15 protein-coding genes and 1 tRNA gene are annotated in these 24076 nt (G+C 69.8%); 8 read left to right on the top strand and 8 right to left on the bottom strand.

The window, feature by feature from the left end; all coding sequences use genetic code 11:
- Window positions 1-440: 440 nt before the first annotated feature.
- A complete protein-coding gene (locus NS2_RS10355) occupies window positions 441-1073 on the top strand; it encodes a hypothetical protein (protein ID WP_033091771.1) in 633 nt (210 codons plus the stop codon).
- Between the two features lie 146 nt (window positions 1074-1219).
- Here the strand turns inward: NS2_RS10355 and NS2_RS10350 are convergent.
- The 3 genes from NS2_RS10350 to NS2_RS10340 form a co-directional block, all read right to left on the bottom strand.
- Window positions 1220-1292: transfer RNA gene (locus tag NS2_RS10350), tRNA-Arg, on the bottom strand.
- Window positions 1293-1335: 43 nt separating this feature from the next.
- On the bottom strand, window positions 1336-1767 hold the full coding sequence (locus NS2_RS10345; protein ID WP_158543934.1) for a DUF5313 family protein: 432 nt from the start codon (window positions 1765-1767) through the stop codon (window positions 1336-1338).
- Window positions 1768-1851: 84 nt separating this feature from the next.
- Complete coding sequence (locus NS2_RS10340; RefSeq protein ID WP_033087303.1) at window positions 1852-3321, bottom strand: flavin-containing monooxygenase; 1470 nt, start codon at window positions 3319-3321, stop codon at window positions 1852-1854.
- A gap of 540 nt (window positions 3322-3861) precedes the next feature.
- On the opposite strand from NS2_RS10340, the gene NS2_RS10335 reads away from it, so the two are divergent.
- A complete protein-coding gene (locus tag NS2_RS10335; protein WP_071344668.1) occupies window positions 3862-5499 on the top strand; it encodes a long-chain fatty acid--CoA ligase in 1638 nt (545 codons plus the stop codon).
- 73 nt (window positions 5500-5572) lie between these two features.
- On the opposite strand, the gene NS2_RS10330 is transcribed toward NS2_RS10335, so the two are convergent.
- Window positions 5573-5953, bottom strand: a complete 381-nt coding sequence (locus NS2_RS10330; RefSeq protein WP_052086270.1) for a YybH family protein — start codon at window positions 5951-5953, stop codon at window positions 5573-5575.
- A gap of 59 nt (window positions 5954-6012) precedes the next feature.
- The gene (locus tag NS2_RS10325; RefSeq protein ID WP_052086269.1) at window positions 6013-6369 is read right to left on the bottom strand and encodes a maleylpyruvate isomerase mycothiol-dependent enzyme family protein; all 357 of its coding nucleotides are present in this window, start codon (window positions 6367-6369) and stop codon (window positions 6013-6015) included.
- Between the two features lie 53 nt (window positions 6370-6422).
- Here NS2_RS10325 and NS2_RS10320 point away from each other — a divergent pair, with 53 nt between their 5' ends.
- Together NS2_RS10320 and NS2_RS10315 are read left to right on the top strand one after the other, a co-directional pair.
- Window positions 6423-6752 carry a MarR family winged helix-turn-helix transcriptional regulator gene (locus tag NS2_RS10320; RefSeq protein WP_071811591.1) on the top strand — a complete coding sequence of 110 codons (330 nt, stop codon included), beginning with the start codon at window positions 6423-6425 and terminating at the stop codon, window positions 6750-6752.
- A 151-nt stretch (window positions 6753-6903) separates the two neighbouring features.
- Window positions 6904-8523: an acyl-CoA synthetase gene (locus NS2_RS10315; protein ID WP_033087301.1), complete on the top strand. Its 1620-nt coding sequence runs from the start codon at window positions 6904-6906 to the stop codon at window positions 8521-8523.
- 1 nt (window position 8524) lies between these two features.
- On the opposite strand, the gene NS2_RS10310 is transcribed toward NS2_RS10315, so the two are convergent.
- Window positions 8525-8950, bottom strand: coding sequence for an EF-hand domain-containing protein (locus tag NS2_RS10310; protein ID WP_231992973.1), 426 nt, complete (start codon window positions 8948-8950; stop codon window positions 8525-8527).
- Between the two features lie 222 nt (window positions 8951-9172).
- On the opposite strand from NS2_RS10310, the gene NS2_RS10305 reads away from it, so the two are divergent.
- Complete coding sequence (locus NS2_RS10305) at window positions 9173-10696, top strand: serine/threonine-protein kinase (RefSeq protein WP_071811593.1); 1524 nt, start codon at window positions 9173-9175, stop codon at window positions 10694-10696.
- A gap of 54 nt (window positions 10697-10750) precedes the next feature.
- Here the strand turns inward: NS2_RS10305 and NS2_RS10300 are convergent, their stop codons facing one another.
- Together NS2_RS10300 and NS2_RS10295 are read right to left on the bottom strand one after the other, a co-directional pair.
- Window positions 10751-11143: an SCO5389 family protein gene (locus NS2_RS10300; protein ID WP_033087300.1), complete on the bottom strand. Its 393-nt coding sequence runs from the start codon at window positions 11141-11143 to the stop codon at window positions 10751-10753.
- A 57-nt stretch (window positions 11144-11200) separates the two neighbouring features.
- Window positions 11201-12136: an NAD(P)H-dependent flavin oxidoreductase gene (locus tag NS2_RS10295; protein ID WP_306455121.1), complete on the bottom strand. Its 936-nt coding sequence runs from the start codon at window positions 12134-12136 to the stop codon at window positions 11201-11203.
- 305 nt (window positions 12137-12441) lie between these two features.
- Here NS2_RS10295 and NS2_RS10290 point away from each other — a divergent pair, with 305 nt between their 5' ends.
- From NS2_RS10290 to NS2_RS37330, 3 genes are all read left to right on the top strand, one after another.
- Window positions 12442-13281 (top strand): M23 family metallopeptidase, encoded by an 840-nt coding sequence (locus NS2_RS10290; protein WP_045436982.1) that lies wholly within the window; start codon window positions 12442-12444, stop codon window positions 13279-13281.
- Window positions 13282-13340: 59 nt separating this feature from the next.
- Entirely contained in the window at window positions 13341-14321 is a 981-nt protein-coding gene (locus tag NS2_RS10285) for a helix-turn-helix transcriptional regulator (RefSeq protein WP_033087311.1), read from the top strand.
- Window positions 14322-14544: 223 nt separating this feature from the next.
- A complete protein-coding gene (locus NS2_RS37330; protein WP_261772270.1) occupies window positions 14545-23943 on the top strand; it encodes a non-ribosomal peptide synthetase in 9399 nt (3132 codons plus the stop codon).
- Window positions 23944-24076 lie beyond the last annotated feature (133 nt).

The following is a 24076-nucleotide window of genomic DNA, read 5'->3' as shown; positions in this document are numbered from 1 at the left end:
GTATTAGGTCCGGAGCGCTGGCGCGGTGGTGTCGTCCGGTGCGAGGAGTTGCGTCGAGGCGGCCGAGTGCGGCGTGAATGGTCGCGGTTGCCAGCCCGGTGCTGGAAGTAGCTCGGAAGCACTGTGCGTGTAGTGGAATCCCTGGGCGCGCGCCGCATGGTAAGGGCGTCCAACCTCCCGTCAAGGAGCGAATTTCCCATCGGTTGGGTAGTTCGACGTCCTTCCCGGTGATGGAAATTCGCCCCTTGAGCGTGAGCCTCCTGGACGCCCTGGGCAGGCGGTGAGGGCAGGCCGCGGGCCTGCCCCGGACAGAGCGCGGCGCGCGCCCAGGGATTCCACGCTCTACCGGGCCTCTCATTCCTGTTGACACGTACGTGTCAAAACCGTTGGGCCGCCGGTTGACACGTACGTGTCAAAGCATCTGGAAGGACCCGGAGATCATGACGGACTCCGACACCATCACCGGCCTACTCGTCACCGCCCTGGAAAGTACCTGGGCCGCAATCCGATCCCAGCATCCCGACGTTCCGAACGTCGTGCTGACCGTAGGGTCCGGATCAACCGGCGGAAGCGAACTGACACTCGGACACTTCGCGCCGAACCGCTGGGTGCGCGGCGAGTATGAGCTACACGAGCTGTTTGTCGGCGGGGAAGGTCTCCAGCGCGGCGCGGTCGATGTGCTCGGCACTCTGCTACACGAGGCTGCTCACGGTGTCGCGGTCACGCGTGGGATCAAAGACACCAGCCGCCAAGGCCGCTGGCACAACGAGCGATACCGCGCCCTCGGTGAAGAACTCGGGCTCACCCTCGCGCATCATGACAAGATCGGATGGTCGGTCACCACCGTGCCGGATCAGACCCGTGAACTTTATCGAGACGAACTGGACGAACTCGCGTTTGCGCTGGTGGCCTATCGCCGACGCGAGCCGGAGCGGCGGGGCGGTCGAAAGTCGAGCAACAACGGGTTGACGGCGGAATGCGAGTGCGGTCGAAAGATCCGGGTTGCGGTGGGGACGTTTGGAGTCGGCCCGATCATCTGTGGACTGTGCCAGACCACATTCGAGGTCCTGTAGATGTCTCAGAAGCTGACTGGTGCCAGAGCCATTGACCGTGTCCCGGGATGCTCTGGAACGTCCCGAGGTGACCATGTATCAGGGCTTGATTTGGCACATATCTGGCACGTGAGAGTGCTCAGACGGTATACGCGCTGGTCAGGCTGTGCCCTCGGCAGGATTCGAACCTGCGACACCCGCTTTAGGAGAGCGGTGCTCTATCCCCTGAGCTACGAGGGCTGAACCTTGCCGGGCATGGGGACCGGCGTAGTCGTCGGGGAGTCTACCTGGTGGTGGGGGTGAGGGCCGCATTCATTTGGGTGGGGGTGGTCAGTGGGGGTGGTTGGCCAGGTAGCGGGTGCGTTCGGTGGGGGGTGGCGTGGAGGATGCGGGGGGCGTCGAGGCTGGCGGGGAGGCCGTGTTGGGTGAGGCGGTGGGCGCGGTTGGGGGCCATGTAGGCGGCGCAGTAGAAGACGGCGAGGATCAGGGCCAGGAGGGTCATGGCGGCGCGGAGCCAGAGGGGGCCGGGGAAGAGCAGGAGGAAGGCGGCGAAGATGGGGAGGAAGGGGACCATGCCGCGGGTGAGATGTCTTGCGTAGGCGTGCTTTCCGGTGAGGTCGCGGCGGACCCAGTCCTGGAGGTCTAGGGGCATGGGGCGGCCCACGGTGTAGCCGAGCCATTCCGCGAAGGTGGGGCGTTGGCGTTGGGGGATCATGAATTCAGCCTGCGCTGCTCGCCGTTTCGCAGGTAGAAGGCAATTCTCTATGTGGCCATAGGGTTGTTCTATGTGGTGTCGGGGCTAGCGCCGGGCGGCCTGGCCCTCGTCGTAGTCGGAGGGTGTGAATCGGCTTGTTTTCCAGCGGAACAGCGCCGTCGCGCCGGGCCAGTTGTTGGTGATGCGGCCCGAGGCGTTGCGGTACCAGCTCGAGCAGAAGTTCCACGGCGTTTCCTTCAGACGCCGTTGCAGCCAGTCGTCCCAGGACTGTTCGGCCTCCGGGCGGGCCGCGAGGAAGCGGCCGGGGCGCGCGCCCAGGTATTCGATCACCTGCCGGACGTAGCGGGCCTGCGATTCGAGCATGTAGACGATCGAGCCCGAACCCACATTGGTGTTGGGGCCGTACATGATGAACAGGTTGGGGAAGCCGGGCACCGACATGCCCAGGAACGCGCGGGCACCCTCGGGTGACCATTCGTCGGCGAGCTTGCGGCCCTGCAGCCCGTAGATGTTCATCGGCGCGAGGAATTCGGTGCCCTTGAAGCCGGTGCCGTACACGATCACGTCGACCGCGTGCTCCACGCCGTCGACGGTGCGAATCCCGTTGGGCGTCACCGCCTCGATCGCGGTCGTCTCGACACTCACATTGGGCTGCGTCAGGGCCGGGAAGTACTCGGTGGAGAACAATCCGCGCTTGCATCCCGCCGCATAGTCCGGAGTCAGCTTGGCGCGCAGGGCATCATCGGGAACCTGCTGCTCGCGATGCCGGTCCGCGATGGCGATCACCGGATGCTTGATGGCCGGAATATCGGTGAGCGCCAACGCCATCACCTCGAAGAAGGTCCAGATGGCGAACCGCTCGGCCAGCCGTGTCACCGGCACGTGCTTGAACAGCGCGTGATGCAGCGCGGTGTATTCGGTGTCGAACTTGGGCAGTACCCACGCGGCCGAACGCTGGAACAGAGTGAGGTGCTCGACGCGTGGCTGGATCGCCGGAATGTATTGAACGGCACTGGCTCCCGTGCCGATGCAGGCCACCCGCTTGCCGGTTGGATCCACCGAGTGATCCCATTCGGCCGAGTGGAACGCCGCCCCGGTGAAGGTGTCGATGCCGGGCAGGTTGGGCATGGCGGGGCGGGACAGCTGCCCGACCGCGGGAATGAGCACATCCGCCAGGCGGGTGACCCCGTCTGCGGTTCGCACCCGCCAAATCCCGCCCGCCTCATCGAATTCCGCGTCCACCACCTCGCTGCCGAATTCGATCCGCGACGGCAGATCGTACTTCTCCGCGACGCTCCGCATGTACGCGTGGATATCGGCCTGCTGCGAGAACCGGCGCGGCCAATCGGATTTCGGCTCGAACGACCACGAGTACAGCGGCGACGGCACATCGCAGGCCGCGCCCGGGTAGGTGTTCTCGCGCCACACGCCGCCCAGGTCGGCGGCCTTCTCCAGGATGGTGAAGTTGGTCAGGCCGTGGCGTCGCAATTCCAGGGCCAGGCCCAGTCCGGCGAACCCGGCACCGATGATCAGAATCGACGGCTCTCGCTGCATATCAGCAACGGTAGGGCGCGTTGTCGCTGGTTATGGAGACATCGCCGGTCAGTGAATCGGTATTTTCGGCCACTCCGCATGTTGCCGCGGCATCCACCCCGGGTAAGCGCGCGCCTACCTGATTCAGGTCCGCTGTCTCTTACTCACCGTCGCCGGTCCGCGTCGGTGAGCGCCCTCTGACCTGCGACGCAGCCCCCGACTGGACAGCCCGGTGTCACACTCAATATATTCACGGAAGTTCTTGCTCCAATTTGCTTGTCCTGGTTAGTGATTGGCTATTCTGCGCCGCCGCAGGGGGCGTCGTCAGCAAGTCCGACGCTGGTCAGGACCGCGGAACCGGACCGTTGTCGTGTTGGGCGGCGGCGGGTCGGTCACGGGCTGCGGGCGGCGTGGGTGGGGTGCGCCGTCCGCAGCCCGAACTTTTTCGCGCAGGTCAGCCCCGTGCCCGGGGTCACGTCCGAGCGTGTCCGGATTCGGCTAGGCTCGCCGCAAGTGACTCAGTTCACTCCCCAGTAGGTACATGCAAGGAGCGGTTGGGAAATGTTGAGCACCATGCAGGACGAGCAGCTGTCACTCGCGACGCTGCTGCGCTACGCCTCCACCTTCCAGGGCGACTCATACGTCTCCACCTGGACCGGCGACGGCGTCCGCACCCAGACCTATCGCGAGATCGGCCAGGATTCGGCCCGGCTCGCCAATGCCCTGCGTGACCTGGGCATCGGCGTCGGTGACCGGGTGGGCACCTTCATGTGGAACAACAACGAGCACATGGTCGCCTACATCGCGGTGCCCGCCATGGGCGCGGTGTTGCACGCCTTGAACATCCGGCTGTTCCCCGAGCAGCTGGTGTACGTGGCCAACCACGCCGAGGATCAGGTGGTCATCGTGGACGGCTCGCTGCTGCCCATGTTCGCCCAGTACCTGCCCAACCTGAAGACGGTCCGCCACGTCATCGTCGCCAACGGCGACGCCGCCACGCTGACCGCCCCCGAGGGCGTCACCGTGCACTCCTACCGCGAGCTGCTCGACGCCCAGCCCGACACCTACGACTTCCCGGTCATCGACGAGCGTTCGGCCGCGGGCATGTGCTACACCTCCGGCACCACCGGCGACCCCAAGGGCGTCGTCTACTCGCACCGCTCCAACTGGCTGCACGCCATGCAGGTGATCTCGCCCAACGGCATGGGCTTCACCGCCGCCGACACCGTGCTGGCCATCGTGCCGCTGTTCCACGCCAATGCCTGGGGCATCCCGTACGCCGCGCTCATGTCGGGCGCGAATGTGCTCATGCCCGACCGCTTCCTGCAGCCCGCGCCGCTGCTGCAGATGATGGCCGAGGTCAAGCCGACCTTCGCCGCCGCCGTGCCGACCATCTGGGGCGGCGTGCTGGCCGGACTCCAGGCGCAGCCGCAGGACATCTCGTACCTGCGCACCTGTGTGGTCGGCGGTGCGGCCGTGCCGCCGTCGATGATGCGTGCCTTCGAGGAGCGCCACCACGTGAAGCTGCTGCACGCCTGGGGCATGACCGAGACCTCCCCGCTGGGCTCGGTCGGTCACCCGCCCGCCGGCGTCGAGGGCGACGAGGCCTGGTCCTACCGCTACACCCAGGGCCGTTTCCCGGCCGGGGTGCAGGCGCGGCTGGTCGGCGACGACGGCAGCGTGCTGCCCAATGACGGAGAATCGCTGGGCGAGTTGGAGGTTCGCGGACCCTGGATCACCGGGTCCTACTACTCGCCGTCGGGTGGCGAGGTCGATCCCGACAAGTTCCACGACGGCTGGCTGCGCACCGGCGATGTCGGCAAGATCAGCCCCAATGGCTATCTCACCCTGGTCGACCGCTCCAAGGACGTGATCAAGTCCGGCGGCGAGTGGATCTCGTCGGTGGATCTGGAGAACGCCGTCATGGGTCACCCGGCCGTGGCCGAGGCCGCCGTCATCGGCATCCCGGACGCCAAGTGGGACGAGCGCCCCCTGGTCGCCATCGTGCTGGTCGAGGGCACCGAGGCCAAACCCGAGGAGCTGCGCGACTTCCTGGCCCCCAAGTTCGCCAAGTGGCAGCTGCCCGAACACTGGACCTTCATCGCCGAGGTCCCCAAGACCAGCGTCGGCAAGTTCGACAAGAAGCGCCTGCGCGCCCAGCACGCCGACGGCACCCTGACCATCATCACCCTGTCCTGACCTGAAAACGGCTGCGCCCTCCCGGGTTCCGGGAGGGCGCAGCCGCGTCTTCGGGCGGTGTCCGCCGGGTCGATCAGGCGGTGCCGAGCGGGTTGAGGACGGCGAAACGCCATTCGCCGCTGCCGATTCGGCGGGCGACGTTGGCGGTGCTGCCGGTCGGGGCGATGCGGGTGCCGTCGGGGGTGTCGATTTCCATGGTCCAGTCGGGCACCAGCAGTGCGGTATCCGCGCCCACGAGGGTGTGGCGCTGGACATTGGTGAGCCGTCCGCGCGCGGCGACCGTGCCGGTGATTTCCGCGCGCAGCGCATCCGGTCCGGTGATGACGGTGCCGGCGGTGGTGCGCATGGTGGCGTCCGGCGCGAACAGCGCCAGCACGCCGTCCACGTCGCCCGCGTTCAGGTGTTGCTCGAAAAGGGCTGGGAGAAGGGCGGGATCGGGGATCGTGTTGGTCATGACTCGATCGTCGCGGTGGTGGAGCGTCGCGGGCCAGGTGGAAACCGGACGCGTCATGGTCAAAAGCGGACCAAGCCGTCGCCGGTGAGTTGGTCCAGGGTGGCGGTGCGGCCGGTCGCCGCCAGCAGCAGGGCGACGATGGGGCCGCGGATCTCCGCACCGGTGCCGTGGCACCAGTCGATATCGGTGGCGCACAGGCGGATCCAGTCCAGGCGATGGCGGTCCCAGACCGGCCAGCCGACCTGCACGGCGCGGTCGGCGGCGGCCGCGACCGGGATGTCGATGGTGCGGCCCAGCGGAATCGCGATGTCCTGGCCGTGGACCATGGTGTCGAAGAGGATGTTCCGGTAGTTGGTGAGTTTCGAGAGCCTGCGGTCGGCGGCGTGCTCGCGGATCACGGTAACCAGCTCCGACACCGGCCGCTTCGCGTGCTCGGTGGTGAGCGCGTGGACGAATCGGTGATATCAGTGTGGCGCAGGGGCGATTGGCCGGTCGGCTCGCGCCCGAGGGCAGTCGCACCACCGAGTTGGCCGAGCAGGCACAGATCACCAAGCAGACCGCGGGTTTGCTGGTCGACCAGCTCGAGAAGGCCGGATACGTCGAGCGCACCCCGGACCCGAGCGACGGTCGCGCCCGCCTGGTGCGGCTGTCGCGGCGCGGGCGCGAGATGGCCGAATTCTCGAACCGCGTCGCCCGGGAAGTGCAGGCCGAATGGGCCGCCCACCTCGGCCCCCGCCGCATGCGCAACCTCCGCGAGGCCCTGGAACTGCTGCGTGAGATCACCGATCCCTATGCGTGACCGGTGTGTGCCGGGATGCGGTTCCGGTCGCGGTCGCGGTTCCGTACGGTTAGTTTGAGGGCGAGTGCCCGCAAACCGCAGGGGCGGACGAGGAGGTCCGGGTGGAATCGACACGCGCACAAGGTGAATGGCTGTTCGGGGGTGGGCGTCGATGACGTTCGGGCTGATCAGGGCGGTGGGGGAGCGCGCATATCTGGAGGCCGAGTCCGCGCGGCTGGCGGTGGGGGCCGGGCTGGCCCGGGTGGAATCGCCGGCCGTGCTGCTGGCGGCGGCCACGGCCATGCTGCGATACGGGACGCTGGCGGCGGGGTTGCGACTGTCCGCGGCCCGGTACGGCGGGCGGACCGCGGTCATCGACGAGCTGGGGGAGCTGACCTTCGCCGAGCTCGAGGAGCGGTCGAATCGGCTGGCCAACGCCTGGCGTGAGCGGGGGCTGAAACCGCGTGAGGGCGTGGCGATTCTGGCGCGCAATCATCGCGGGCTGATCGACGCCATCTTCGCCGCGGCCAAGTGCGGGGCGAAGATCATTCTGCTGAATACCGATTTCGCGGCCCCGCAGATCCGCGATGTCGCCACCCGCGAGGGCACCGACCTGCTCGTCTACGACGAGGAGTACGCGCACATGCTCGACGAGGTGCAGCCCGCGCGCGGCAGCTACCGGGCCTGGACCGACGAGCCGCGCGAGGACAGCCTCGAATTCCTCATCGCCGCCGGATCACCCGACGCGCCGCCCGCGCCCGGTGCCGAACCCAAGATCATCCTGCTCACCAGCGGCACCACCGGCACCCCGAAAGGCGCGCCGCGCGCGGAGCCGAAATCGCTGCTGTCGCTGGGCGGTCTGCTGTCCAAGGTCCCGTTCCGGGTGAACGAGGTGACCGAGTGCTGCGCGCCCATGTTCCACACCCTCGGATTCGCCTGCGCCATGCTGACTCTCGGCTTCGGCTCCACCCTGGTGATCCGCCGCCGGTTCGACCCGCAGGCCGCCATCGACTCCATGGCCGAGCACGGGGCCGCCACGGTGATCGCGGTCCCGGTCATGCTGGCCCGCATGATGGACCTGGGCGGGCGGGCGCTGACCGGGCACGACCTGTCGGCGCTGCGCATCATCTTCGTGGCCGGTTCGCAGCTGGGCGCGCAGCTCTGCCGCGAGGTGACCGCGGCCTTCGGTCCGGTCGTCTACAACCTGTACGGGTCGACCGAGGTCGCCTACGCCACCATCGCCACGCCGGAGGATCTGGCCGAGGAGCCGGGCTGTGTGGGTCGGCCGGTGCTGGGTGCGCAGGTGGAGATCCTCGACGATCAGGGGCGCGCGGTGCCCAATGGCGCGACCGGGCGCATCTTCGTCGGCAATACCATCCAGTTCCAGGGCTATACCGGCGGCGGCCACAAGGAGATCATCCGCGGGCTGATGTCCTCCGGCGATGTCGGCCACTTCGACAGCGCGGGAAGGCTTTTCATCGACGGCCGCGATGACGACATGATCGTCTCGGGCGGCGAGAACGTCTTCCCGGTGGAGGTGGAGGAGCTGCTCCATACGCATCCGTCGGTGCGTGAGGCGGCCGTCATCGGCATTCCGGACGAGCAGTTCGGCGCGCGGCTCAAGGCTTTCGTGGTCGTCCACGACGGTCAGGTGTGCACCGAGGTCGAGGTCAAGGACTTCGTGAAGTCGAATCTGGCCCGCTACAAGGTGCCCCGCGAGGTGGTCTTCCTGGACGAGCTGCCGCGCAACCCCACCGGCAAGGTGCTCAAGCGCAAGCTGCTGGAGGTCTAGCTCAGCCCTGGGCGAGCCGGGCCAGCAAGGTCGCGAACTCGGCGCGCGACAGGAAACCGTCGCCGTCGAGATCCGCGGCCGCCAGCAGGCTTTCGGCCGATTCGTCGGTCAGCCCCGGGCAGGTGCGCAGCAGCGACTCCAGCTCGTCGAGCTCGATGAGCTCGTTCTGGTTCACGTCGAACATCTCGAAGGCCGCGTCGGCATCGGTGATCTCCGGATCACGCCCCAGCCGCGCGGCCTCGAACTCGGCTCGCGAGATCATCCAGTCCCCATCGGTGTCGGCCGCCGCGACCAGCCGCTGCACCGCCTCCGCGTCGATCTCCAGCCCGAGCGCGGTGATGCCCGCGAGAATGTCCTCGGCGGAGATGAGCCCATCCCCGTCCCGATCCCACAGGTCGAAGGTGTCGGCGGGCTGCTCGCTGGCCACGGATGCTCCTCGCTGAATGAAATGCCTTGCTCCGAGGTGCATTCGATCGCACCCGCGGGCACCGGTCAAGCCGGAATTGCCCCGGCCTCGGCACGCGCCCGCCGCGTCGTCCGCGGGCCGGGCATCGAACCGGACGGCACCGGTCTCCGTACTGGGTATTGGGATGGTCGCGGCCGCCGTATGCTGAGCACGCCGTAGCGGGCGGAAAGACTGGGAGGGCACGTGCCGGGGGATGGTCGACTCGGCCACTATCGACTGGTCAGGTTGCTCGGCCGGGGCGGTATGGGTCAGGTGTGGCTGGCACAGGACACCCACCTCGAACGAGAGGTGGCGCTGAAACTGCTGCCGGTGGAACTCGCCACGGACGAGGACTATCGCCGCCGCTTCGAGCGCGAGGCCCGGCTGGCCGCGCGATTACGCGGGCCGCACGTGGTGCCGATCCATTCCTTCGGCGAACTGGACGGCCGCCTGTACATCGACATGGAGTACGTCGAGGGCTCCGACCTGGACAAGATCCTGCGCGAGGTGGGCGCACTGCCGCCCGACCGCGCGGTCGACCTCGTCACCCAGATCGCCGCGGCCCTCGATATCGCGCACAGGGCCGGGCTGGTGCATCGGGACGTGAAGCCCTCCAACGTCATCACGCTCCCCGACGGTTTCGCCTACCTCATCGACTTCGGCATCGCCCGCGGCGTCGGCCAGGCCACCATCACCAGCACCGGCGTCGCCGTCGGCACCTGGGCCTACATGGCTCCCGAGCGCTACGCCGGCACCGAGGACCTCCGCTCCGACATCTACTCCCTGGCCTGCCTGCTCTACGAGACCCTCACCGGCGCCAAGCCATTCGCCCAAACCGACCCCGTCCAGCCGATGGCCGCCCACGTCACCGCCGACCCACCCCGCGCCAGCGACCGCAACCCCCGCATCCCCGCCGCCCTCGACGCCGTGATCGTCCGCGGCATGGCAAAAGACCCGGACCACCGCTTCCCAACCGCCGGAGCCCTGGCCACCGCCGCCCAGTCCGCCCTCGAAACCCCGCCGACGTCCCGTCCGGGCCCTGCCCCCGGCCGCCGCTCCGCGCCGACCGCGAAATGGGATGGCGGCGAACCCCTCCCCGGCTACGCACCCGCGTACCCGGGCGCGGTACCCACCCCGCCCCCGGCATGGCTCCCGCCTCAGCGGGCCAACCGCCCCGCTCCGACCGCATCGCCACCACTCGGCGGCCCTTTGTCGAGTGCGACCCCGCAACCCTTCACCCGGCCACCTGGCGAAGTGCCCTCGGCCGCGACGCCCCGACCCGGCGCGCGGCCGCCGAGTTCGAATCGGCCGCCCTTCTCGTCGGAGGGGGCGGGTGTGGTGCACCCGTTCGGCGGGGCCGGGATGGGCGCGTCGGCCGGGGTGAGTGGAATGGGTTCGGGGGGAACGGGGTATGTCTCGCCGTATTCGGGTTTGCCGGTGGGGGCGGGTTATTCGGGTGGAGTGACTCCGGGGCCGGAGAGGCCGCGGGTCAGGCCGTGGCAGCCGGTGTGGTGGGTGGTGCTGGGGCTGCTCACCCTGCTGTTCGCGATCATGACCGTCGGGACCGTCGGGGTGACGTTCAGCAATGGGTTCGGGGACGCGGGGTCGACGGTGATCGCCTGGTTCATCTTCGTCGGGCCGTTCGCCCTGTTCGTGTGGCTCGTGGTGCGGGAGGTCAAGAAGTTCAAGGCCGAGCGCCGCAGGTGGCGCGAGGCGGGCGGGCGGTGAAAAGCGAGCGGCGCGACCGGGTTTCGGTCGCGCCGCTCCGGGTTGTGCGGGCGCTCAGCAGTTGCGGAGTTCGGGGCTCTGGTTGAGCAGCTGGGCGCGGGTGGAGATGAAGGTGGTGTAGGTGTCGTTGCCGACCGAGGAGAGCGGGAAGGCCGCTACCCGGTGGCAGTTCTGGAAGGCGAGCTTGATGCCGAAGTGGCGTTCCAGGCCGCCGCGGATGGCGTCGGAGGCCATGGCGCGCAACAGCTGGCCGCGGGCGGTCTCGTCCGGTGGCGCGATGGTGTTGTCGGCGAATTCCGCCGTGCCGGAACGCAGATCGTCGGCAACCCGGCTGACCACCTCGTAGGCGTAGGGCAGCGAGTTGCGGACGCATTCGACGAACTCTGCGTCGCTGACCTCACCACGTTCGGCGCGCTCGAGTAGTGCGGTGGGTACGTCGAGTGACATATCGCTCTCCTCATGGGATGGCGGAAGGTGTCAGCCGATTGTAGGTGAAAAACGTTGTCAATAACTCTGGATTCGCAATGAAAGTGCCCGCTCCAGAGCATTTTTCGCATCCGCCGACAGCTTGCGCACCAGCTCGCCCGCCGGTAGCTCCGGTGCCAGCGAATGCGCCTGACCTGCCCAGAGATTCACCGCGTCGGCATTGCCCTCGGCGCGCCCGGCGGCTCGCAAAGGCCCCGTGGCGTAATGGATCTCGGGGTAGGCGACCGGAGCGTCCAAGTGCTCCAGCATGAACCGATTGCGCAGTCCGCGTGCCCGCCGCCCGGTGAAGGCGCGGGTCAGCATGGTGGGGGTGTCGGCGGTGATGGCCTCCCGGACGAGCGGCGCGGTCCCGGCCTCGGGGCAGCGCAGGAACGCGGTCCCGATCTGCGCGGCTGCGGCACCGGCGGCCAGCACCGAGGCGACCGCCTCGCCGGTCGCGATGCCACCCGCGGCCACGATCGGTGCGTCCACCGCCGAGCGCAGCAACTGCACCAGCGTCAGCAGCCCGAACGGATCGGTGAGATCGTCCGCGGCGTCGTCGACGAAGGTCCCGCGATGCCCGCCCGCCTCCGCACCCTGCGCGATGAGCACGTCCGCGCCCGCGGCCACGGCCTGCCGCGCCTCGGCCACGGTCGTGACGGTCACCCACACCTCGGTGCCCACCGCGTGCAGCCGGTCGATCTCCGCCGCCGAGGGGCAGCCGAAGGTGCTCGACACCACCGCGACCGGCTCGGCGACCAGCAGTTCGAGCTTCGCGTCCCAGTCGTCGCTGTCGTACTTGGCCGCGCCCACGGGGAACTCGCGCGACAGCTCCTCTATATAAGAAGAGAACCGATCGGTCGGACTGGGTTCGGACGGGTAGAAGAGGTTCACCCCGAACGCCCGCGGGGTCAGTGCGCGCGTGGCCTTGATTCGAGCGCCCAGCTCGGCCGCGGGCAGATATCCGGAGGCCACGAAACCAAGCCCGCCCGCATCTGAAACAGCGGCGGCCAATTCCGGTGTGGACGGCCCCCGGCCATGGGGGCGAGAACGATCGGCGTGCCCAACTCGTCGAGAACCATGTCACAAGTGTGCCCCGTCGGTTACCTTTTGTGATCAAGGGTTCGAGTATTCGACCTGGCGTTATCGCACAAAAGGTTGCGGAATGGTCACGGGCGAGTACTGTTTCCATCACAGCGATGCCGAATCGTTACCGGACCCACCGAACGCTAGGACTTGCAGTGTCGCACCACCGAACGACCGCGAACTCCGTAACTGTCATGGATTTGCTTGGTGATTCCGGTGCCTGCCGCACTGGCACCACCTCTCGCCGCCGGCACCGGGCCGAACCCTCCGCCACCGATCGCGTGAAGACCGCCGCGGGTGTGGCCGTCGCCGCCGGCGCCCTCATCGGCACCGCGACGCAGCTGGTCCCGGCCCTCGCGCACGCCGCACCGCTCCTACCCACGCACGACGAGAAGCCGACCGCCATCGGTGAGGACGTCGCCGTCGCGGACACCGCCCTCGAGCTCAAAGAGGCCAAGCCGGACGCCGCCCCCGTCGCGGAGGCCGCCCCCCAGGCCCAGCAGGTCGCGGCTACCCCCGACCCCGCCCCCTTCGGCCTCCAGAACCTGCCGCCGGAGATCTCCGCGCCGCTGCAGCAGGCCGAGCAGACCCTCAAGACCCTGCAGCAGCAGCTGCACCCGGGCCCGAACGTGGTGAAGCCGGTCGCCGGCCAGCTCACCTCCGGCTTCGGAATGCGCTGGGGCGCGATGCATTACGGCATCGACTTCGCCGATCCCATCGGCACCCCGATCCACTCCGTCATGGGCGGCACGGTCATCGACGCCGGGCCCGCCTCCGGCTTCGGCCTCTGGGTGCGCGTCAAGCAGGACGACGGCACCACCGCGGTCTACGGTCACGTCAACGACATGTACGTGTCCGTCGGCCAGCGCGTGAACACCGGCGATGTCATCGCCTCCGTGGGCAACCGCGGCAATTCGACCGGTCCTCATCTGCACCTCGAGATCTGGGACGCCGCCGACAACAAGATGGATCCGCTGCCATGGCTAGCCAGCAAGGGCGTTCTCATGCAGCAGCAGTGGGGCCCGGACCAGTAGAGCGTTCACCGCTCCCCGCGGCCGGACGCTTTCCGGACCGGCGGACGCCGGTGGGTGCGGTGACGACACTGGACGATCTGTTCGACCCGGCCTCCCTGCACGGTCGCACCTACGCGCTGCTCGTGCAGCATCCGCGCTCGACCGTGCCCGAGGTGGCCGAGCGCCTGAGCGCGCCGCCGCGCGTGATCGAGGCGGCCCTCGAGACGCTGTGCCAGCTCGAGGCCGTGGTCCGGCTGACCGACGGCAAGGGCACGGTGCGTTTCGACGCGCACGCCCCGGAAGCGCTGTCCGAGGCCGAGACTCGCCGCCGCAATCAGGACATGCTGCGCATGCAGTCGGCCGCGGCGCGCCTGGGCGAGACCTTCCGCTCGGTGCGCCGCACCACCGACGCCGACGGCGCGGTGGTGGCGGTCTACGAACGCCGCCAGCTGCTGGCCGATTTCGAGGACCTGCAGCACACCGCGCACGCCTGCGTGAAGGTGGTGGAGCGCGGCCCGTTCCTCTCCGATGTGGAGACCGAGGAGCGGTTGTTCGAGCTCAAGTCCTCGCGCATCCAGGCCGGGATCGACTACCGGACCCTGTACCAGGAGACCATCTATCAGGACCCGGAGCGGCTGCGGCACGTGCTGGCCACCAATGCGGCCGGCGCGCAGGCCCGCACACTGCCCGATCCGCCCATGAAGCTGATCGTCGCCGACGATCGGCGCGCGGTGCTGGTGCTGCACACCGACGAGCGCCGCGGCGACCCCATGGGTGTCCGGGTCGGCCCGTCGCCCACGCTGGACCTGCTGGTCAAGACCTTCGACGCGCTCTGGCTCATGTCCACCCCGATCTCGGTGAACCCGGCCGAGGCGCTCGACGAGCGCGACAAGGCGATCCTGACGCTGATGAGCATGGGGGCGACCGACGACACCATCGCCCGCCGCCTGGGCCTCTCGCGCCGGACCGTGGTGCGCCGCACCGCCAGCCTGCTCGAACGCCTCGGCGCGAGCACCCGGTTCCAGGCGGGAGTGCAGGCCACGCGCCGGGGCTGGCTGTGAATTGTGGTGTATTTCACTCGTGTTGGCGAAGGTGCAACGCGACGGCGCTCTCGTTCCGATGGGTGAGTGTGTAGAGCTCGGGCGGTAGGGACCGCCCCGGTGCCCGTATAGGATTGCTCGGATCGCCCCCAACCGCCGACGGCATGTGCAGCCGCCGTCGCTGGACGCCGGATTCACTTCGGTCGGGTGGGACCTGATGAACGCGAGAGGTGAATCGACTTCAATGGATACTGCCCGCCGTTCAGCCCGTGGTAGCCGTCGCCGCCGGTCCGGCAGCCCCCTTTTCGGGCAGCTGCTGACCGCCTCGGTCGAGGCCGCGGCCGAGGCGGTGGCGATCCGTTTCAATCCGACCGGTAACCCGGCCGACCAGCGCGAACTCACCTATCGCGAACTGGACGAGGCCTCCTCGCGGCTGGCCCGCGAACTCATCGACCGCGGCATCGGCCCGGGCGACGTGGTGGCCATCGGGATCAGCCGATCCATCGAATCGGTGCTGGCGGTGTGGGCCATCGCCAAGTCGGGCGCGGCCTACGTGCCGGTCGACCCGAAGTATCCGCCGGAGCGCATCGACTACCTGCTGTCCGATTCGGGTGCGGCGCTGGGCGTGACCACCGCCGAGCACCGCTCGGCGCTGGGCGACGGCGTCACCTGGCTGGAACTCGACGATCCGGCGAACGCGGCGCGCATCGCGGCGCGGCCCGCGCACCCGATCTCCTACGCCGACCGGGTGCGCCCGCTGACCGAGCAGCAGCCGGCCTACCTCATTTACACCTCGGGCTCCACCGGCCGCCCCAAGGGCGTCGTGGTCACCCACACCGGCCTGGGCGCGCTGGTGACGGCCGAGCGCGAACACTATGGCGTCGATCGGGATTCGCGCGTGCTGCACGTGTGCTCGCCGAACTTCGACGTCTCGGTGCTGGAGCTGCTGCTGGCCTTCTCCTCCGGCGCGACCCTGGTGGTGTCGCCGCCGACCGTGTTCGGCGGTCACGACCTGGCCGAACTGCTGCGCCGCGAACGCGTCTCGCACATGTTGATCACCCCGGCCGCGCTGGAGTCGGTCGATGCGAGCGGCCTGGACGAGCTGCGCGTGGTGGTCGTCGCCGGTGACAAGTTCGGTCCGGAACTGGTGGCCCGCTGGGCGGTCCCGGGGCGTGCGTTCTACAACGGCTACGGCCCGACCGAGGCGACCATCCTCGCCACCAGCAGTGCGGCCATGGTGGCGGGCGAGCCCATCACCATCGGCACCGCGATCCCGGGTATCGGCGCGTTCGTGCTGGACACCCGGCTGCGGCCGGTGCCCGCGGGCGTCATCGGTGAGCTGTACCTGGCGGGTCCGGCGCTGGCACAGGGCTATCTGGGCCGTCCCGGCCTGACCGCGGACCGCTTCGTGGCCAGCCCGTTCGCCACCGCCGACAATCCCGGCACGCGGCTCTACCGGACCGGCGACCTGGTGCGGTACGGCCGCGAGGACGGCGTGATCGAGTACCTGGGCCGTTCGGACTTCCAGGTCAAGATCCGCGGTTTCCGCATCGAGCTGGGCGAGATCGACAATGCCCTCACCGCGCACCCGGATATCGACTTCGCGGTCACCATGGGCAAGACCCTGCCTTCGGGCGCAACGGCATTGGTGGCCTACGTGCTGCCGACCCCGGGGCACGGTGTCGACACCGCGGAGGTGGCCGAGCAGCTCGGACGCAGCCTGCCCGCGCACATGGTGCCCTCGGCCATCATGGTGATCGACGAGCTGCCGCTCACCCCGAACGGCAAGCTCGACCGCTCGGCGCTGCCGGAGCCGGTGTTCCCGGCCACCAGCACCCGCGCACCCTCCGGACCGGTGGAAACGCAACTGGCCCAGCTGTTCTCGGAGCTGCTACGGGCCGAGGAAGTCGGCGCGGACGACTCGTTCTTCGCCATCGGCGGCGACTCCATCCTGTCCATCCAGCTGGTGTCGCGGGCGCGCGCGGCGGGCATCGTGTTCACCCCGCAGGACGTGTTCGAGCACCGCACCGTGGCCGGGCTGGCCAAGGTGGCCGTGGTCGGCGACGAGACCCCGATCGCCAAGCTGGAAGAGCTGCCCGGCGGCGGTGTCGGCGAGATCCCGCTGACGCCGGTGCTGGCCGAATACCTGGCCGACGGTGTGTCGGACCGGTTCTCGCAGACCATGGTGCTGGCGCTGCCCGAGGGCATCGACCGCGCCGGGATCACCGACACCATCAATGCCGTTCTGGCGCACCACGATGTGCTGCGGTCCCGCCTCGAGCGCGACGCGGACGGCTGGACGCTGCGGGTGCCCGCCGACGGTGTCGACGCAGACGCGCTGCTGTCGGAGGTGGCACTTCCCGCCGGAGCCGAAGGTGCGGAGCTGGCCCGACTGGGCAGCGCCGCAATGGATTCCACCCTGGCCGCGCTGAACCCGATCGCCGGGCGCATGGTCGCGCTGACCTGGCTGCGGCGTCCCGACGCCGCCGATGTGCTGCTGATCGCGGCGCATCACTACGTGATCGACGGCGTCTCCTGGCGCATCCTCATCTCGGATCTGGTGATGGCCTGGATGCAGCGCGCGGCCGGACAGCGCCCGACGCTTCCGGCCGTGGGCACCTCGTTCCGCCGCTGGGCCCACGCGTTGTCCGAGGCCGCCACGGCCGACGTGCGCCGCGCCGAACTGGACTACTGGCGCGAGGCGCTGGCCGCGCCCGATCCGCTGCTGGGCGCGCGTGCCCTGGACGCGAAGGTCGACACCTATGCGACGGTGCGCCGCTTCAACATTCAGGTGCCCGCCGAGGTCACCGAGGCCGTCCTCACCGAGGTTCCGGCGCTGTACCGCGGTGGCGTGAACGACGGCCTGCTGGCCGCGCTGGCGCTGGCGGTGCGGTCGTGGCGGGATCGCCGCGGCGTCGACTCGCCCGTCACCCGGGTCCGCATGGAGGGCCACGGTCGCGAGGAAAGCGTTGTCCCGGGCGCGGATATCACCCGCACCATCGGCTGGTTCACCACCGTCTACCCGGTCGCGCTCGACCTGTCCGGCGTGGACACCGCCGCGGCGCTGGAGGGCGGCGCGGCCACCGCGGGCGTGCTGCGCTCGGTGAAGGAGCAGCTGCTCGCCATGCCCGACAAGGGCATCGGCTTCGGCATGCTGCGCCACCTCGATCCGGAGTCGGCGTCCCAGCTGACCGGCCGGGTCGCGCAGATCGGCTTCAACTACCTGGGTCGTATCTCCACCGCCGAAATCGCCGAGGCCCCCGCGGGTTCGGGCTGGTTGCCCACCGACGCGCTCGGCGAACTCGAGGTCGATCAGGACCTCGCCATGCCGGTGAGCACCGTCGTGGACATCAATGCCATCGTCACCGACGGCGAGGCCGGGCCCCGCATGTCGGTGTCGTTCCAGTACGCCGCCGAAATCCTCGACGAGGCCGCGGTACGGGAGCTGGCGCAGGACTGGGTGGCGGCGCTGACCGCGGTCGCCCGCCACGTGAACGACCCGGCCGCAGGCGGTTTGACGCCCTCGGACGTGCCGCTGGTGCGCGCCACCCAGATCGAACTGGACTCCTGGCGCGCGGCCTACCCGGGCCTGTCGGACGTGCTGCCGCTCTCGCCGCTGGCGTCGGGCTTGTACTTCCATTCTCAGCTGACCGCCGGTTCCACCGACGACTACGTCATGCAGTTCGCGCTGGAACTCGCGGGCAATGTCGATCTCGAGCGCATGCATCGGGCGGCGCAGGCCATCCTGGATCGGCACGCCGCGCTGCGGGCGGCCTTCGTCCCGGCGGCCGACGGGACGCCGGTGCAGGTGGTGATCGACGGGCTGGAAACGCCGTGGAACGTGGTCACCGATGTGGCCGACGAGGACGTGCCCGCGCTGCTCGAAACCGATCAGCGCACCCGCTTCGATCCGACCCGGGCACCGCTCATGCGATTCACGGTGTACCGCACCGTGTCCGGGCGCATCCACTTCGTGCTCACCACGCACCACCTGCTCTTCGACGGCTGGTCGCTGCCGTTGCTGATGAAGGATCTGCTGATCTGCTATGCGACGCACGGTGATGCGTCGCTGCTGCCGCCGGTGCGCCCGTACCGCGATTACCTGACCTGGCTCTCGCGCCAGGACCGCGACGCCACCCTGGACAAGTGGCGCGAGACCCTCACCGGCGCGCGGCCCACGCTCATCGGGACCGTGCTGGCGCGTCCCGAGGACTCCGAAATCGGTCACGGGGAAATCGAATTCGAGCTCTCCGCCGACGAGACCGCGGCCGTCGCCGCCTTCGCGGCCGGGTCCGAGGTCACGGTCAACACCGTGGTGCAGGCGGCCTGGGCGCTGGTGCTGTCGGCCCTCACCGATCGCGAGGACGTGGTCTTCGGCGCGGTGGTCTCGGGCCGCCCGCCGCAGCTGGACGGCATCGACGACATGATCGGCCTGTTCACCAACACCATTCCGGTGCGGGTGCGCTTCGACGCCGGGTGGACCGTGCGGGACCTGCTGGGCCGGGTGCAGTCCGAGCAGGCGGGCCTGCTCGAGCACCACTACCTGGGGCTCGCCGAGATCCAGAGCGCCGCCGGTACCGGCGCGGCCTTCGATTCGCTCGTCGCCTACGAGTCCTACCCGGTGGATGCCGAGGGGCTGCAACAGGCGGGCGGCGGTATCGACGGCATGGAGGTCGCCGGGATCAAGGGCGTCACCTTCACCCACTACCCGGTCACCCTGGTGGTGGAATCCGGTGCGACCCTGCGGTTCAAGGTGTGGCACCGGCGCGACACCGTCTCCGACGCCACCGCCCGCGCGCTCGCCGAGCTGGTGCGCACGCTGGTCGGCCGGTTCGTCGGCGTGCCGTCGGATACCGTGCTGCCGCCGTCGAATTGGTGGCTGACCGGCGCGCCCGCCGGGCCGCTGGAACTGCCCGCCGATCGCCCGCGCCCGGCCGTGCCGTCGCGGCGCGGCAACGAACTGCACTTCGACCTCTACCCCGAGGTGCATTCCGCGCTGGATCGCCTGGCGCGCCGCCATGATTCGAGCCTGTTCACCGTCGTGCGCGCGGCCTTCACCGTGCTGCTGTCGCGGCTCTCGGGCGGGGTCCGGGAGATCGCCATGGGCGCGATCGGCGCGGATCGCGCTGCCGCACCGCAGGTCTCGGCCGCCGACGCGGTCGTGCTGCGCACCGAGCTCGACCCGGGCGTCGCCTTCGCCGACTTGCTCGAGCGGATGCGCGACGCCGATGCCGAGGCGTTCGGTCGCGGCACCGGCGGAGCCGAGCGCCTCGCCGACGTCCTGGACGCCGTGCGCGGTGCGGCGGGCCAGCCGCCGTTCCAGGTCCTGATCACCGCGGGCAACGCGGGTACCGGTGTGGCACAGGTGGATCTGCGCCTGGATGTTACCGAGCGGCCCGCCGCCGCGGGCGTGGCGCTGAGCTTCACCTACGCCACCGACCTGTTCGAACCGGCGACCGTGCAGGACTTCGCCGATCGCCTGACCCGGCTGCTCACCGCCATCGCCGCCGACGAGCGCGCGGTGGTCGGCGATATCGACCTGTACGCGCCGGGCGAGCGCGATCTCGTTCTGCACGAATGGAATACGCCGGGCGCGCCGGTGCCCGATGTGACGCTGGTGGACCTGATCACCGCGCGTGCCGCCCGGCACCCCGGCGCGACCGCCGTCCGATTCGGTGACGCCACTTTGTCCTTCGACGATCTCGTGCGGCGCGCCAACCGGGTCGCCCGGGCACTCATCACCGCCGGGGCCGGACCGGAATCGCTGGTGGCGGTGGCGGTTCCGCGCACCGAGGAACTGCCGGTGGCGCTGCTGGCCGTGCTCATCTCGGGTGCGGGCTACCTGCCCATCGACACCGCCTACCCGGCGCAGCGACTGGAATTCATGCTCGGCGACTCGCGCCCGGTGTGCGTGCTGACCACCGCCGCGGAACGGGACGCGGTGCCCGCCGGGGACACCCCGGTGCTGCTGCTCGACGAGCTGGACGCCCACTCCGACGCCCCGGTCACCGACGCCGATCGGCGTTCGCCGCTGCGCTCGGACCAGCTGGCCTACGTCATCTACACCTCCGGCTCCACCGGTGTGCCCAAGGGCGTCGGCGTCACCCACCGCAATGTGGTGGAGCTGTTCGCGAACACCCAGGCGCACTTCGATTTCGACGAGCACGACGTGTGGACGCTGTTCCACTCCTTCGCCTTCGACTTCTCGGTGTGGGAGCTGTGGTGCGCGCTGGCCAATGGCGGCGCGGTGGTGGTGGTCGACCATCTCACCTCGCGGTCGCCGGAACAGTTCCGCGAGTTGCTGATTCGCGAACGGGTGACGGTGCTCAACCAGACCCCGTCGGCGTTCTACCAGCTCGCCGAGGCCGATCGGGCCGCAGTGGGATCCAGTGGCGACTACGCGCTGCGCTACGTCGTATTCGGCGGTGAGGCACTGGATCTGCGCCAGCTGCGCCGCTGGTACGAACGCCATCCCGCCGACGCGCCGCGCCTGGTGAACATGTACGGCATCACCGAGACCACGGTGCACGTGTCGTTCCTGGCGCTCGACGAGGAACTGGCCGAACTGCCCAGCAGCATGATCGGCCGCGCGCTGCCCGGTCTGGGCGCGCGCGTGCTCGACCAGCGCCTGCACCCGGCCCCGGTCGGGGTCGCGGGCGAGATCTACGTCGACGGTGAACAGCTCTCGCGCGGCTACCTGGGCCGCCCGAGCCTGACCGCGACCCGCTTCGTGGCCAACCCCTTCGGCGCGCCCGGCTCGCGCATGTACCGCGCCGGTGACGTCGGCCGCTGGGTCGGCTTCGGCGGCGAGGCCAATCTCGAGTACGCGGGCCGCAGCGACCAGCAGGTGCAGCTGCGCGGCTTCCGCATCGAGCTCGGCGAGATCGAGTCGGCGCTGCTGCGGCTGCCCGGCATCAGCCAGGCGGTGGCGCTGGTGCGCACCGACAATGACGTGGATCAGCTGGTCGGCTACGTGGTGCCCGAGGACACCGCGGGTATCGACGTGGCCGCCATGAAGACCGCGCTGGGCGAATTCCTCACCGCCTACATGGTTCCCGATGCCATCGTGGCCCTGGACGTGCTGCCGCTGACCCCCAACGGCAAGCTGGACCGCAAGGCCCTGCCCGCGCCGGAAGCCGTCAGCTCCGTCGAGTTCCGCGCCCCGCGCACCGAGACCGAACGCCTGATCGCCGCCGAATTCGCCGCCCTGCTGGGCGCTTTCGAGGTCGGCGCGGACGACGACTTCTTCGCCCTGGGCGGCAACTCGCTGCTCGCCACCCGCGCGGTGGCCCGCATCAACGAGGCGCTGGGCGCGAGCCTGGCGGTGCGCGAGCTGTTCGAGGCGTCCACGGTCGCGGCCCTGGCCGCCCGGGTCGTCACCGGTGCGGCCGGCAACCGGCCCGCGCTGGTGGCCGGTGAGCGCCCCGCGCGGGTGCCGCTGTCGCTGTCCCAGCAGCGCATGTGGATCGTCAACCAGCTCGATCCGGACTCGCCCGCCTACAACATCCCACTGGCGCTGCGGCTTTCGGGCACCCTGGACATCGCCGCGCTGCGGGCGGCGGTGACCGACCTGCTCGAACGCCACGAGTCGCTGCGCACCCGCTACCCGGTGGACGCGGACGGCATTGCCTACCAGGAGATCCTGCCGGTCGAGCAGGCACTGCCCGGCGGGCTCGAGGTCGGGCCGCGCGCCGACGCGCTGGCCCGCATGACCGGGGTGCTCTCGGGCGGCGTCGACGTCACCGCGCAGGTGCCCATCCGGGCGCTGCTGTGCACCGACGGCGACGCGGGCACCGAGCACTACCTGGTCGTGGTGGTGCACCACATCACCGCCGACGCCGCCTCGCTGGCCCCGCTGGCCCGCGATCTCATCACCGCGTATGTGGCGCGCTCGCAGGGTGATTCGCCCGCTTGGACGCCGCTCACGGTGCAGTACGCCGACTTCGCGCTCTGGCAGCGCGCGGTCATCGGCAGCGATGACGACGAGAACTCGGTCGCCGCTTCGCAATTGGATTTCTGGCGCGATCGCCTCGACGGCGCGGGCGGCACCCTGGGCCTGCCCCTCGATCGGCCGCGGCCCGCCGTGCGCACCATGCAGGGCGGCGCGACCACCTTCACGGTGCCCGCCGAGGTGCACGAGGGCCTGCTGCGCATCGCCCGCGAGCACAATGCCTCGCTGTTCATGGTCGTGCACGCCGCGCTGGCCGCGCTGCTGGCCCGGCTGTCCGGCAGCCGCGACATCACCATCGGCACGCCCATCGCGGGCCGCGGCGAACGCGTCCTCGACGACGTGGTCGGCATGTTCGTGAACACCCTCGCGCTGCGCACCGGGGTCGACTCGGCGGCGGCCTTCGGCGATCTGGTCGACGCCGCGCGCGAGACCGACCTGGCCGCCTACGGCAATGCCGACATCCCGTTCGAGCGCGTCGTCGAGGTGGTCGCGCCCGATCGCGGTGCGCAGGGCCAGGATTCGCTGTTCCAGGTTGTGCTCTCGTTCCAGAACACCGAGCAGGCCGGGCTGGAACTGCCGGGCCTGACCATCGCCGCGCTGGACACCGGCGCGGTCTCGGCCAAGTTCGACCTCCAGGTCACCATCGACCCGCGGCAGGTGGCCGACGGCGTGGTCGGCGAACTCGCCGGCGCGCTCACCTACGCCTCGGACATCTTCGACGAGGCCACCATTGCCACCTTCGGGGAGCGGTTGCGCCGGGTGCTCGCGGCGGTGGCCGCCGATCCGCGCCAGCGGGTCGGGGCGATCGAACTGGATGCGGCGCAGGCCCGTTCGCACGCCGCCGCGCCGGTGGCCCAGACCGCCGCGGTCTCGCGCGGCACCCAGTTGCCGCAGCTGCTGACCGCGGCCGTGGAGGACGATCCGGAGGGTCCCGCCTTGGTGTGGGGCGACGGCGCGCTGTCCTACGAGGAACTCGACGCGCGCTCTTCGCGGCTGGCACGGGTGCTCATCGCCCGCGGCTGCGGCCCGGGCACGGGCGTGGCGGTGCGGCTGGAGCGCGGCATCGGCGCGGTCGTGGCCACCTGGGCGGTGCTCAAGTCGGGCGCGGCCCTGGTGCCGGTGACCGGCGCCGAGCTGCCCGGCGATCTGGTGATCAAGGTCGGGCTGACCGCCACCGCGGTCGGGACCGCCCAGGACGTGGACTGGCTGGTCCTCACCGATCCGGCGCTGGCCGCCGAGATCGCCGCCGCCTCACCGCGTCCGGTCACCTACGCCAGCCGGACCCGGGCGCTGCAGGGCGGCGATATCGCCTTCCTGACCGGCACCCACGCCCTGACCTACGACGAGCTCGCGGAGCTGGTCACCCGGGTCGGCGCGAGCACCGAGCTGACCTTCGAGTCCCGCACCTACCGCCAGGGTCGCCCCGACGCGCCCGCGGCGGCGGTCGAGGTGCTGGCCGCCGGCGCCAGCGGTGCGTCGGTGGTGATCATGGCGGTCGAGGACGGCGAATCCCTGGCCGACGCGCTCGCCGAGGAATGGGTGACGCACCTGTTCAGCGATCGGGCCGGACTCGCCGCGGTGGGCGCCGAACCGCTCGAGGATCTGCAGGCCATCATCGTGGACGAGGGCCCCGCGGATGCTGTTGCAGCGCAAGTGCAATGGGTCACAACGGCCGCTTCGCTCGAGGGATAAATAGTCAGTCAGCAGAACAGTCTCGATGTCGGGAACGAATATTCGGCATCGAGACCGATACGACTGCCCATACGGCCGTTTGCCAGCAAACGGTCGCTCGCCAAAACTGAGGTGCGCTCATTTCGAGTGCCCA

Source organism: Nocardia seriolae NBRC 15557, assembly GCF_007990715.1.
In the GTDB taxonomy this organism is placed as follows: domain Bacteria; phylum Actinomycetota; class Actinomycetes; order Mycobacteriales; family Mycobacteriaceae; genus Nocardia; species Nocardia seriolae.
Note: the sequence above shows the minus strand (reverse complement) of the source record. Positions and strands in the feature narration are given on the sequence as shown.